General features: G+C 63.6%; 8 protein-coding genes. 6 read left to right on the top strand and 2 right to left on the bottom strand.

From position 1 onward, the window contains the following. Positions 1-33: 33 nt before the first annotated feature. Positions 34-3,168, top strand: a complete 3,135-nt coding sequence (locus tag ACOGJB_RS05265) for a sacsin N-terminal ATP-binding-like domain-containing protein (RefSeq protein ID WP_419839761.1) — start codon at positions 34-36, stop codon at positions 3,166-3,168. Positions 3,169-3,450: 282 nt separating this feature from the next. Here the strand turns inward: ACOGJB_RS05265 and ACOGJB_RS05260 are convergent, their stop codons facing one another. Continuing rightward, positions 3,451-5,154, bottom strand: a complete 1,704-nt coding sequence (locus ACOGJB_RS05260) for an IS1634 family transposase (protein ID WP_419837700.1) — start codon at positions 5,152-5,154, stop codon at positions 3,451-3,453. 188 nt (positions 5,155-5,342) lie between these two features. On the opposite strand from ACOGJB_RS05260, the gene ACOGJB_RS05255 reads away from it, so the two are divergent. From ACOGJB_RS05255 to ACOGJB_RS05235, 5 genes are all read left to right on the top strand, one after another. Then, complete coding sequence (locus tag ACOGJB_RS05255; protein ID WP_419839760.1) at positions 5,343-6,728, top strand: HNH endonuclease; 1,386 nt, start codon at positions 5,343-5,345, stop codon at positions 6,726-6,728. 245 nt (positions 6,729-6,973) lie between these two features. Then, complete coding sequence (locus ACOGJB_RS05250; RefSeq protein WP_419839759.1) at positions 6,974-7,741, top strand: hypothetical protein; 768 nt, start codon at positions 6,974-6,976, stop codon at positions 7,739-7,741. Positions 7,742-7,797: 56 nt separating this feature from the next. Then, positions 7,798-10,200: a DNA translocase FtsK 4TM domain-containing protein gene (locus ACOGJB_RS05245; RefSeq protein ID WP_419839758.1), complete on the top strand. Its 2,403-nt coding sequence runs from the start codon at positions 7,798-7,800 to the stop codon at positions 10,198-10,200. A 153-nt stretch (positions 10,201-10,353) separates the two neighbouring features. After that, positions 10,354-10,920, top strand: coding sequence for a Uma2 family endonuclease (locus ACOGJB_RS05240; RefSeq protein WP_419839757.1), 567 nt, complete (start codon positions 10,354-10,356; stop codon positions 10,918-10,920). Positions 10,921-11,247: 327 nt separating this feature from the next. Further along, positions 11,248-11,781 (top strand): Uma2 family endonuclease, encoded by a 534-nt coding sequence (locus ACOGJB_RS05235; RefSeq protein WP_419839756.1) that lies wholly within the window; start codon positions 11,248-11,250, stop codon positions 11,779-11,781. A 111-nt stretch (positions 11,782-11,892) separates the two neighbouring features. Here ACOGJB_RS05235 and ACOGJB_RS05230 read toward each other — a convergent pair whose 3' ends face one another. Beyond that, positions 11,893-13,131, bottom strand: a complete 1,239-nt coding sequence (locus ACOGJB_RS05230; RefSeq protein WP_419839755.1) for a cytochrome P450 — start codon at positions 13,129-13,131, stop codon at positions 11,893-11,895. Positions 13,132-13,136 lie beyond the last annotated feature (5 nt).

The raw sequence follows: 13,136 nt of genomic DNA, 5'->3' as shown, positions 1-13,136 counted from the left end.
GATCTGCGCAACAGCGAACGGAGTGTGCCACCGATGACTTGCGACTACGACGCAATACGTCAAGAGAACCAACGACGATATGGCACGGACATCGGCAGAATAGGACCACTATTGCTTGCTAATCGGTATGGAGACCGTACGCATTTCATCTACGAGTTGCTCCAGAATACGGAAGATGCACTCGGACGTCGGACGAATTGGGATGGATCACGAGGGGTTTCGTTCGATCTTGACTCTCGCGGGCTGCGCGTATCGCACTTCGGAGTACCTTTCGATGAGGACGATGTACGCGGAGTGTGCGGAATCGATGAAGGTACCAAGAATCTCACGGAAATCGGACGGTTCGGGATCGGATTCAAATCCGTTTTTGCGTTCACTGATCGGCCGGAGATCCACTCGGGCACGGAGGCGTTTGCTATCGAGAGCTTCGTGTTACCGGCGGCGGTAGATCCTGTGCAACGTGGAAAGGATGAAACCGTAATCATTATCCCGTTTCTTGAGAGCGACAACGCCGGCAAGAATGAAATCGCGGATGCACTCTCGGGCTTGGGTACGGCCTCGTTGCTGTTCCTCCAAGAGATAGAAGAAATCCGCTGGAGCGTGGACGGCGTCCCGACGGGCCTCTATTTGCGAGACGCTGTGCCGAAAGCATCAGACGTCCGTCGTGTGAATATAATCGGTCAGAAATCCGGAGAGGCAGAAATCGACGACTCATGGTTGGTGTTCTCGCGACCGGTCCGCACCGAGGGCGGGGTGTTGGGTGGGAACGTAGAAGTAGCGTGGTGGACCGAACAGAGTGATGAAGGTCGCAGCACGATCCGACCGGTGAAGCGTTCGCCTCTTGTTGTGTTCTTCCCAACCGTTGTAACAACGTATCTCGGATTTCTGATCCAGGGACCATACCGTACGACGCCCAGTCGAGACAACGTGCCGGAATCTGATGAGTGGAACCGGATGTGTATCGAAGAAACTGGAGTGCTTATTGTCGACAGTCTGAAGTGGTTGCGGGACAAAGAACTGTTGGACGTGACCGCGCTCGCTTGTCTCCCGATACAGTCCCATCGGTTCGAGGAGACAATGTTTGATCCGCTGCTGGAGACTACGAAATGCGCCCTGATGAACGAGGAATTGCTACCAGCGGTCGGCGGCGGGTACGCGAGCGGCCAACACAGTCGCTTGGCGCGTACCGAGGAGCTGCGGGAATTGGTACTGCCTACTCAACTTGCCGAGTTAGATGGTCACTCGGGAGAATTGCATTGGCTTGATAGGACCATCTCCCAAAACAGGACGCCTCAACTATATGAATTCTTGAACCGTGAACTGGGGATTCGAGAGTTCACGCCGATAACGCTCCTGCAGCGCCTGACGACGACATTCCTGGAAGCGCAAAGCGATGACTGGATTGCAAGCTTGTACCAATTCCTTGGCACTCAGCGAGCGCTGCGCGGACGAGTGAGGTCCACGCCAATCGTTCGGCTTGCCGATGGCTCGCATGTGCCCCCATGGGTTGATGACGAACCGCAGGCATTTCTTCCAGGTCCAGTGGAAACCGGCTTCTCCACTGTGCGAACTGCAGTGTGCCAGACGGAAGAAGCACGAGAGTTCTTGGAATCGATCGGTCTTGCGGAGCCCGATCCGGTGGACGATGTGATCCAAAATGTGCTTCCAAAGTACTCGGATGAACGGGTTGAGTATTCCGAAACTGAATACTCGGCAGATGTCAACTCACTGCTTGACGCTGCCAAGGCGGATTCGATATCGCATCTGGAAAAACTATTCGAGGCGCTTAGGCATACACCATGGGTAAGGGCCATAGACGGCACAGGCAGCTTCGGGTTGTGGGCGAAACCCGCTGAATTGTACTTGGCGACGGATCGACTTCGAAAGCTGTTCCGAGGCATCGCTGAAGTACAATTTGTGGATAATGATGTCGCCTGTCTAAGAGGAGAAGAAGTTCGCAATCTCTTGGAGCGCGCAGGCGCGTCACGGAATCTGCGAACCGTCGAGGTCGATTGTGACTTGTCGGCCAATGAACTAACTGAGATACGAAGAAATAATGGTCTGGAGCCTATAAGCTGGGGTAGGCCTGCGGACAAGTCGATTTGGGGGTTGGACGCGCTGCTGGACATGCTCGTTACGCTTGAGCCTGCTGAGCGATGTCAGCGCTCAAGTGATCTTTGGGATGCTTTGATTGACCTGCACGAGCGGCGAGGTGCGAGAGCTTTTGATGCCACTTATATCTGGGGTTGGCACAGCCAAGACAAGAGAGCGTCATTCCATTCGGTGTTTGTGCGAATGCTCAACAAGCAGTCTTGGGTGGCGGATTCGTCGGGCGAGTTACGGCCGCCAGGAGCGGTCATCTTCGAGGGGACCGACTGGAGGCCGAACAGCTTTCTCCAGCAGAGGATCTCATTCAAACCGCCTGCGCTACTGCTATTGGCTCGGGAGGTCGGGATCGAACCCGAGGTATTGGACCTGCTCCGAGAGTTCGGCGTGACTAGCGAAGCTGAACTACGAGCGCGTCTCGGTATCAACCAAGACGCTGAGGAGATGGAGCAAACGCAAGAGACCGATAGTGATCAGCAGAGATTAAGAGAGCGCAGAGCCATGAGCTCAGACGGCGAGATGTCGAATGGCGGTGGATCCGAAGATGGGACTGACACCTACGGCATCCAGGCAGAGCGGCCACCACCCGAAACCGTTCCTCCTCGCCAGTTCTATTCCTATGTCAGCGTCGTCCCGGACAACGAGGGCGATGTCGACCCAGATGGGCTAGGGCACGCTGGCCGAATGGACTTGGAGCGCTTGGCAATTGAGTTCATCCTGGATAATGAGCCGGACTGGCAGCGGACCGAGGTCAACAACCCGGGCTTCGATCTTTATCGCGGGTCCACAATCGATGCTGCGACCCATTGGTGCGAGGTCAAGGCGATGACAGGCTCACTCGATGATCGACCTGTGGTGATTTCGAGAACACAATTCGAACTCGCGCAAGACAGCGGTGACGCTTACTGGCTATACGTCGTGGAGCGAGCGGGAGGCGACGACCCTCACTTGGTGCGAATCCACGATCCGGTGGGCAAGGCGCAGAAATTCACGTTTGACCGTGGTTGGCGCTCCGTCGCGGATGGCGGTCCCGAACGGAGCTTCGACCCGGGAGTTTCCTAACGAGTCGATTGTGGCGACGAGACTCGTCGTGCAATGCCCGACCCAGTGGTGCTCGAGTCTGACCTGTTGGGGTTGGAACGGATGCACTGCTGCACAACGCCGTATAGGCCGATTTTGCGACTCTGCATTTGGAACATGGATATGGATGGAGATCATCTGTCATCTATTTGTAACGAATGAACACCTCTGGCCCGAATTTGGCGCGTGTTTTGTGTTTGTGCTGGTCAGCGGGGGCGCGGCGGGTCGGTGTTTCCACTACATCGTCTCGGAAGGGGGGGTGCGTCAGCCGATGCGGGCTTTGTCCCAGTGGCGGGTGGGGGTGTCGGTGGCCGCGAGGATCTTTGTCTGCAGCGGGCTTCGGCGGGTGGTGACGGTGACGGGTTGGTTGTCGGCGCGCAGGCGGACTTCGCGGATGCGGTCGAGCTCGCGCAAGGCGCGGGCGGCGCTGAGATGCTGGCCGGCTATGTCGGGGTCTTCGATTGCGGCGGTTTGGAGGTCGCGTGTGATGAGGGTCTCGGCGACGGCGGCGTGGACGCACACGGCGATGTGGCCGCGGACGCGTTGTTCGGTCCAGTGCCGTATGGGGCGCAGCCGCAGGAAGTCCTTGAGAGTGCGGAAACGGGCTTCGACGTCGGCGAGCTGCCGATAGGCGGCCACCACGCGTTCGGCGGAGGCTTGCTGGGCGGTGAGGCTGGTGGTGAGCACGTATCGGCCCGCGAGCAGCTTTTCGTAGGCGTGGGCGTCTTCGTCGTAGTGATAGACGAAGCGTCGGTCGCTGATCTCGAGGTCGAACAGACGCCCGACGCCGCTTGGGCCGATGATGCGCTGAGCGGCGCGTCCGATCTTCGCGGCATCGGTGAGCCGGCCGGCTCTGACCCTGTCTTCGAGAGCGAGCAGCGCGGTTTCGGTGCGGGCGACGAGCTCGGCGGTGCGCTTGGTGTCGCGTCGCATGCGGGCGTCGGATTCCACGATCACCGCGCGGGTGCCGTCAGCGAGAATCGCTTCGGCAGCGCGGCACCTCAAGCCGGGCACGTCGGCCCATTCGGTGTCGTCGTCGATGGTCTCGAGGGCCTCTTGGCAGGCTTTGTCGCGATGCAGGCGGGTGGCCAAAACGTGATCGCAGCCGGCCTCTGCGACCGCGGCGACGTTGTCGGCGGAGATCAGGCCCCGGTCCGCGACCACGCAGATCGGGCCCACAGCGAACCGTGCGGTGAGATCGGCGAGCACGTCGGGCAAGGTGGACGCATCGGCGGTGTTGCCGGCGAACACGTGATGCGCGATCGGCACTCCGTCGCCGGTGCACAACAAGCCGATCACGACCTGAGGCCGGTCGGGACGGCGGTCACGGGAATAGCCGAACGCCTTGGACTCGAACCGCTCCGAAGGCGCGGTCGCGCCCTCCAGATACGTCGAGGTCAGGTCGTAGCAGACGAACCGCAGATCCATGCTGGTCAGGTCGCACAGCCGTGAGAACAAGAACTCCTCGGTGTCTTCTTTGAGATCGGCGACTGCGTCCAGGGCCCGGTAGTACTGCCACGGCGACGGCGCCTGCCAGCTCTCGGGCATGACCACATCGGATCGGGCCCACTCGGGCAGCCTGCGCTTGGAGCACGGCGCGACCAGACGGTTCGCGGCCATCGCGAACACCGCGTCGGACAATCGGCCGGCGTCGCGCTCGGCGCCCGCGGCCGCGAACCAGCCGTCCAGCCCGAGACGCTGCCACACAGCCGCCGCGCAAGCCACGCCGCCCGCCGCCGGCGCCGCGTCGGCTTCCAGCGATCCCGCGTCGACGCGTTCGGTGTCCAGGTGCTTCACCAGCGCCGCGACGATGCGGTCCAGCCGGCCCGAGCGGCGCAAAGCGGTGACCTCGCCCAAGCGCAGCAGCGTGCGATGACGGGTCTTCGCGCCGTCGCGCACCGACTCCACCAACGACAGGTACTCGTACGTCTTGTCGCCCCTGCGACGTCTGGTCGTCTTCACGAACATGTCCACACCATAGCGCGCAAACAGCGTCACAGACGACAATATGTCGCCCCTACATTTTCGTCACGAAACACCCCCGCAGAACACAAAACCGCAGGTCACAGGCCTGACACCCACCAAAAACCGTCCCAAGGCGCCAAATTCGGGTCTGAGAATGTCGCTGTCCGACGTTCGTTCGTTAGAATGAACGTATGTTCTCGTGTTTGGAGCAAGTTCTTGAAGACCTCGGTGCTGCGCTCGATGGTGTCGAGCAGACTTCCACCGAGGAACTGCGCCGCACACTCGGGCTTGCGAAACGGCTGCGAATCCGTGTGGAGTTGCTCGAGACCAAGGCGGCCGCGCTGATTGCGCAACGTGAACGCCACGGCGATGGCGGTGCTGGTCTACTGCGCGAGCACAGCGGCCTGTCGCGTTCGGAGGCGGCGCGCAATGTGCGTATTGACGCCGAGTTGACCTCGATTCCTGACGCGCACGATGCCGTCGCAGAGGGACAGATCAGCCTCGCGAACGCCGCAAAGCTCGTACAAGCGGCTCGTCGCACCAGCCCCGACGCGGTGCAGGGCGATCCTGAGCTGATAGCGCTCGCCAAGTCGCTGCCTGCTGACGAGTTCGCCCACGCTGCGCAGCGCTGGGAGGCCCAGCACCAAGACACTGCTGATCTGGCAGCGCAGCATCGCCGCAACCGACGCAATCGCAGTGTGCGGTTCTGGAACGGCGACGACGGCTCTGTGCAGATGCGCGGTTCGTTCGATGCTGAGATGGGTGCGCGCATCCAGAATCGGCTGCGCCGCCACGCCGAGCAACTCCGCCAAACCGACCGGCGCAGGCAGGTCCAGCACCAACACCTACACGAAGCCGACGCGGGGTCCGCAGCCGCCGACACTGCTGCGCGTACCACTGACCAGCGCACGGCTGACGCACTCGACGCGCTCCTCACCACCGTCACAGACGCATCGCACTCTCCAGCCGGGGTTGCACCGCAATCCGCTACGACTGGATCGGAAGCGCCGCCGACGGCTTTGCGCAGACCGCCCGCAGCGGAGATCATCGTACGCGCCGACCTCGGTGCTTGTGCCGATCAGCGCAGCGGCATCGCCGAGATCTGTTGGTGTGTCGCCGAGATCTGCGGCATCGGCCCGGTCCCGCCCAGCACCGTTGAGCGGCTCGCCTGCAACTCCGACGTGTGGATCGAGATCTTCGGCGACAAACTCACCCCGCTGTACGAGACGACGGCCAGCCGGGCGCCTACCGCAGGACAACGCCGCGCTCTCATCGCACGCGACGGAGCGTGCATCGGCTGCGGAGCACCGCCGGACGACTGCGAAGCCCACCACATCCTCCCCTGGAAACGCGGCGGCAAGACACGCGTCGACAACCTCGTGCTCGTCTGCTGGTCCTGCCACGACCGCATCCACGACCACAACTGGCAGGTCACCATCCGGGACAGACGCTTTCGGCTCATCCCCCCAGGCACCACACATCCACCGAACCCGGCACCCTCACGCAAACCCAAGCACCGCCCGTTGCAGCAGTCGCTACCCGAGACCACGCCACGAGGGGCACAACCCGCAGCCTGATCACGGTGGACGAGACCCCCACCGCGATATCAGTTTCGTAACCGAGCCAAGCGATAGCCGAGGACTAGCGATGGGAAACGCAAGCCGAGCATCGAATCGTGCCGGTGTCGAATGTCCCATGTGAGGAACGTTCCGGGCCGCATTTCGTGCCGCGAGCTCCATCAGCCGACAGATGGTCGTTGAACCGATGCACTTGCTGTGCACTGAGTTCTTCTCAAGCGTTTGCGTGCGTAGCCTCGGCGGAGGTGGTTGACGACGGCCGGGACGAATCAACGACGGCCGATGCTGTCGAGGCCGACCCGGCATCGTCGGGCCTAGCGATCACTGACGCAGACCGTCGCAGGATGCAGTTGCTGGCTGCGGTGCCGGTGGGCTTTGCCTTGGCGGCCTACGCCGGGCAGATCTTCTTCGCAGCCCTCATCGCACGCGCGCCGCTGGCGTTGCTGTCGCTCAACGCGACCGACCCGATCCTGCTCGGCGTGGCCCACCAAGCCCCGTTGTGGGCATTCATGACCATCGGCGTGATCCGGCTGTTCATCACCGATCCGTTCCTGTACCGGCTCGGCTATGACTACGGCCCCAACGCCAAGGCCTACCTGGCGGCCGAACTGGGACCCCGCAACCGCATCATCCGGACCATGGACTGGCTCGAGCGCTGGTTTCCCCGTGTGGGGTGGTTGCTGCTGTTCGCCATTCCTGGCTATCCGATGTGCTTGCTGTCTGGAATCGCGCGGATGCGCCAGCTGCCGTTCGTGGTGGTGAACTTGGCCGGTACGGTCACCCGTTTGGCGCTGGTGTGGTGGGTCGCCGATCTGTTCTCGGGGCCGCTTGGCTCGGTCATCGATTTCATCAATCGCTATTCGATTCCGTTCACCATCGTGATGTTCGTGCTGGTTGCGATCCAGACAGCCCGCAATCAGCACCGGGCATCCACTGCCGAGCGAGCCCGCCTTGAGCACGAGGACGAATCTGCCAGCACGCTACGCAGCGAGGCTGACCCTGAAGTCAGCTGAGCGACGGACTCACTGGGTCTCCGAAGACACTGCGCCGCCTCGGTACTCTCGCTGAGGTGAGTGCGCGCAGCGCTGCCGAAGCCAATGGCTCAACCGAAGCGTCGAAGTCGTCGACGCCGAACGACGCTCGCAGTGGGTTTGCCCGCGTGGTTCGCAATGCACTGAGCGGGCGATCGCGCGAGATCGTGGCGCTGTCGCTGTTCGCACTTGCCGTGATCTGCGCATTGGGCCTGCTGGGCGACCGGGCGGGCGTCGTGGGACGCATCCTGGAGAGCGCGCTCGCGGTGCTCGTCGGGGTGTTCCGCTTTGTGGTGCCGATCCTGCTGGTCTGGATCGGCGTTGCGCTCGCCCGCATGACCGCCTCGGAGCGCAGCGGCCGTGCCGCTTTCGGGCTGAGCCTGCTCACGATCGCATTCGCCGCGGCCGCGCACCTGTCGGGCTCCGCCGACGGATTCGGGTCGTTGGAAGACCTGCGAAGCAGCGGGGGAGTGCTGGGCGCTGCCGTCGCAGAGCCATTGCGTCGTCTCATCGACGATCCGGCGACGTGGGCAGTCCTGCTGCTGGTGATGCTGTTCGCCGTGATGATCGTGGCCAACATCGGTCTCGGGCAGATCTTGCGATGGATGTGGACCGGGCTGGTTGCGTTGGGACGAGTGCTGAGCGGCTCGCTGTCGAAGGGTGCCCGCAGCTTGCAGCGCGTCGGTGAGGACCCGGAGCCGCCCTCGTTCGGCGAAGAGCAGTACGACCTCGACTCTCACGACGCCGAGATGGCGGCCGAAGCGGGAGCAGCGATCCCAGGTCTGGATCCGGCCGACCCAGACCCGTATGCAACTGCTTCCAGCGAGACGGTCTCCGACGAAGCAGTCTTCGAGCCGTCGCCGCCGCAGTTCGTGGCGCCTCGGGCCGACGATGGCGTCCCGACACCGGTGCCGACGGCACTCGCCGCTGCAAAGGGCGCCCCGAGCGGCAGTCAGCGGCCCCGCTGGAAGCTGCCGAAAAAGACTGTGCTCAAGCGAAGCGGCGCCCAGCAGTTCGACAAGGCAATGCTCTCAGCAGGTGCCGAGGCCTTGGTGGCTGCGCTCGCGAGCCATGGCGTGGAAACGCAGGTGACCGGATGGGAGCCAGGCCCGACGGTCACCCGTTACGAGCTGAAGCTGGGCCCGGGCGTGAAGGTGTCTCGTGTCACCGCCTTGCACAAAGACATCGCGTATGCCATGGCGGCTGCCGATGTGCGCATCCTCGCGCCGATCCCCGGTCGATCGGCGATCGGCATCGAGGTCCCCAACTCCGACCGTCACCTCGTGGCGCTCGGTGACATCCTGTCTGCCAAGGCGGCAGCCGAGGCCACCCATCCGCTCGAAGTCGCCATGGGCAAGGACATCTCGGGTCGTGAGGTCATGCTCAACCTGGCCACGATGCCCCATGTGCTGATCGCCGGCGCTACCGGCGCAGGCAAGTCGTCGTGCATCAACTCGATCATCACGTCGCTGCTCATGCGTTCCACGCCCGAACAGGTGCGCATGATCCTCGTCGATCCCAAGCGGGTGGAGCTCGGCCAGTACGACAGGCTGCCGCACCTGCTGACTGCTGTGGTGACCGAGCCGCGCAAGGCCGCCAATGCGTTGGCGTGGGCTGTCAAGGAGATGGAGCGCCGTTACGACGTGCTGTCCGAGGCCGGGTTCCGCGACGTCACCGGCTACAACGCCGCCGTGCTCGACGGAGCGCTGCACAGCGAAGAGAGCGAGCTGCTCGGGAACGATCAGCCCTATGAGCAGATGCCGTTCATCGTGGTGGTCGTCGACGAGCTGAACGACCTGATGATGGTAGCGGCCCGCGATGTCGAAGAGTCCATCACCCGCTTGGCGCAGATGGCCCGAGCGGTCGGCGTGCACCTCGTCGTGGCGACCCAGCGCCCGAGCGTGAACGTCATCACCGGCGTGATCAAAGCCAATATTCCGAGCCGGCTGGCATTCGCAGTGTCGAGCCTGGCCGACAGCCGGGTGATCTTGGATCAGCCTGGCGCTGAGCGGCTGGTCGGCCAAGGCGACATGTTGCTGCTGTCGGCGAACTCCAGCATCCCGCGCCGCATCCAGGGCAGCTGGGTGAGCGAGTCGGAGATTTCTCACGTGGTGGCTCACTGGCGCCGCCAGGCGCCAGAGGTCAGCTATGTCGAGGGTGTGGAGGGCACTGCCGATTCTGATGGCGCCAGCACCCTGCCGGGCGGCACCACAGGCGATGCCGACGACGACGAGCTGCTGCGCCAGGCGATGGCGATCGTGGTCGAGACCCAGCTCGGCTCGACGTCGATGCTGCAGCGCAAGCTGAAAGTGGGTTTCGCCCGTGCCGGACGGCTCATGGATCTGCTCGAGCAGCGTGGTGTCGTGGGCCCCTCGCAGGGCTCCAAGGCCCGCGACGTGATGATGACGCCCGAGGAACTGTCGGACGCGCTGGGCGAGTGAGCCCGCGGTCAACGTGCAGGCTGTTCGTCGAGAATCGGTTTCGCCGGAGGCCGAGCGGGGTGAGAGAATGCTGAGCCAGTGCTCCGTCCGCTTTCGCGGTGGCACTCGCAGGGCACATGTGGTGCCTGAAATCATGAAAGTGCTCAAAATAATATGACAACAGCGATTCAATCCTCTCCGACTACGTTGCTGACCGCCGCCGATCTGCTGCTGCTCGGCGACGAGAAGCGCGGCGAACTCATTCGGGGAGTGTTCTGCGAGATGGCGCCACCAGGAAGGGAGCACGGGCGGATCGCCGCGTTGGTGACCCATGAGCTGGTCGCTTATGCACTGGCCGAGCGTGCGGGCACCGTGGTGGGTGAGTCGGGTGTGCAGCTCGAGCGGGACCCTGACACGGTACGCGCTCCCGATGTCGCGTTCACCTCATACGCGCGTTCACCAGCGGGCAGTGTCACACATCGCTATGCCCAGGAAGTCCCCGAGCTGGTGGTGGAGGTTGTCTCTCCGTCCGACCGGCATGCCGCTGTCCACGACAAGGCGCGCATGTGGCTGGGCTTCGGAGCGCAGTTGGTCTGGGTGGTGTTCCCGGCCTCACGCACGGTTGAGGTTCACCGCGTCGGCACCGACCCGATCGAGACGCTGAACGAAACAGATGTGCTTGACGGTGCCGACGTGCTGCCCGGCTTCAGCTGCCCGCTCAGCCGCTTGTTCGCCGACTGAGCGGATCAAGTCGGCCGGCATCTCCCTGCGCAGCAGGCCGGTGTCTGGCGTCGCCGAACGCTTTGGCAGCAACGCCTCGCCGAGTTCGGCCTCAGGTCGAAGTTGCCGCGGCGACACACATATCCCGCGGCGCGCTCGGCGGCGGTGCGAGGCCCCCAGCGTCGTTCGTCGAGAATCCGGTTTCTCGGCGGCATGCAATGGTGCGAGAATGCCGGGGCAGCACGCCGTCCGCCGCCGCCAACGTGCTCGCAAGGCACGTCTGTTCTCCGAACCATTGAAAGTCAATGAAATAAAATGACGACAGTCGTTCAATCCTCCCCAACTACGTTGCTCACGGCTGATGAGTTCATGCGCCTCGGCGAGGGCCTGCGAGGTGAGCTGATACGGGGAGTGTTCTGCGAGATGTCGCAACCCGGACTGAGGCACGGCCAGCTTGCGATGCGGCTCGGCATTCACGTCGGCAACTTCGTTGAGTCACATGACCTCGGCGTCGTTCTCGGCGAGTTCGGGGTGCTGCTCGAACGTGGCCCTGACACGGTGCGCGCCCCCGACGCTGCCTACATCTCCTATGACCGGTTGCCGAAGGGCCGCGTGACCGATCGCTACGCCGAGACCGTCCCGGAGTTGGTGGTGGAGGTGGTCTCGCGATCGGACCGTCGCTCCGAGGTGCACGACAAGGCGCGGATGTGGCTGAGCTTCGGAGTCGTGCTGGTGTGGGTGGTGTCCCCGGCGTCGCGCACTGTCGAGGTTCACCGTGCCGGTGCCGAGGCAGTCGAGACGCTGACTGAGGTAGACAGCCTCGACGGAACGCCAGTGCTTTCTGGGTTCGCGTACCCGCTCAGTCGGCTGTTCGCCGACTGAGCGCAGAAGCTGCGCCCGGCTCGATGACTCGCTTCGGACGCGAGTGACGCAAGGCGACGCAGATCGCCGCCTCGCGTGACGCGCCGTACGGCGGCGCCGTTTGCCGCTGGCTCAGATGCCGACGCGGATCTGCAGGTTGCGGGGGCCCCGCACCTGCACGCCGCCCCATTCCACGCCGCCGCGGCCGACGTTGGTCGCCAGCTCGAAGTTCGGGAACCGGGCCAACCACTCCTCGATGGCGACCTTCAGTTCCATGCGGGCCAGGTTCGAGCCCAGGCACCGGTGGATGCCCAAGCCGAACGCGAAGTGGCGATTCTCGGCACGGTCGATGATGACCTCGTCGGGACGGTCGAACTTCGCAGGGTCGCGGTTGCCGGCGCCGAAAGGCAGCAGCACCTTGTCTCCGTGGGCAACCGGGCAGCCGCCGATCTCGGCATCGTCGGTGGCGGTGACCCGGGCCATCGTGACCGGTGCATAGGCCCGCAAGAACTCCTCGATAGCAGTGGGAATGAGCTCGGGCTCGGCGACGAGCCGCTCACGGTCCGCAGGGTTCATGGCCAAGTGCATCAAGCTGGCCGAGATCGAGCTCCACGTGGTGTCGATGCCCGCGAGCAGCAGCAGGAAGCTGGCGCCGGTGATGTGATGGTTGGCCAGCGGGTCGCCGTTGGGCAGCCGCATGTCGAGCAGCTTGGAGGGCAGATCGTCGGCCCGTTCCTGGCGCCGTTGCTCGGTGAGCTCGCCGAAATAGTGGAGCACTTCACGGGTAGCGTCTGCCCGCCGGTCGAACTCGTCGCCCTTGGACTGCAGCACGTCGACCGCCCAGCGCGTGAACTTCGGCTCGTCGGACTCCGGGAGCCCCAAGATGCGGGCGATCACCCGGACCGGGATGTGCTTGGAATAGGTGTCGGCTGCGTCGGTGATCCCGGAATCGCCCCGATCCGCACCGGTCTCGGCTGCGATGGCATCGAGGCGCTCACGGGCGATGCTGCGCGTGACCTCGACCATCTCGTCGACGGCCGTGGGCCCGAAGAACGGAAGCAGCAGGCGACGGGCGTCGGTGTGGAACGGCGGGTCCGAGGTGATCGGCGGGGCGGTCAGCAGCCCGACGCCTTCGGGTGTCGGCGCCACGGCGATGTCGCGGGAGCTGAAGTTCTCGGTGTCGTAGGCGACTGCTGCGATGTCGTCCCAGGTGGTGGGCATCCAGTGTCCGCCATTGTGGCTGCTGTGTGCGACAGGGCACTCCGGCCGCAGTTCGTCCCAGACATCGGCGGCACCTTGGATGTACTCGTCGCTGTAGACGTCGAAATCCCGCTCTGGCGAAGAACTGTCAATGTCAGCAGTCGTGCTCATGGTGG

Source organism: Candidatus Poriferisodalis sp. (genome assembly GCF_965208895.1).
Classification (GTDB): domain Bacteria; phylum Actinomycetota; class Acidimicrobiia; order Acidimicrobiales; family Poriferisodalaceae; genus Poriferisodalis.
This window is presented reverse-complemented; position numbering and strand designations above follow the sequence as displayed.

Excerpts from the sequence above, each read along its gene's own strand:
- ACOGJB_RS05265 (WP_419839761.1), top strand. The coding sequence starts at position 34 with ATGACTTGCGACTACGACGCAATACGTCAAGAGAACCAACGACGATAT.
- ACOGJB_RS05260 (WP_419837700.1), bottom strand. The coding sequence starts at position 5,154 with ATGTTCGTGAAGACGACCAGACGTCGCAGGGGCGACAAGACGTACGAG.
- ACOGJB_RS05255 (WP_419839760.1), top strand. The coding sequence starts at position 5,343 with ATGTTCTCGTGTTTGGAGCAAGTTCTTGAAGACCTCGGTGCTGCGCTC.
- ACOGJB_RS05240 (WP_419839757.1), top strand. The coding sequence starts at position 10,354 with ATGACAACAGCGATTCAATCCTCTCCGACTACGTTGCTGACCGCCGCC.
- ACOGJB_RS05230 (WP_419839755.1), bottom strand. The coding sequence starts at position 13,131 with ATGAGCACGACTGCTGACATTGACAGTTCTTCGCCAGAGCGGGATTTC.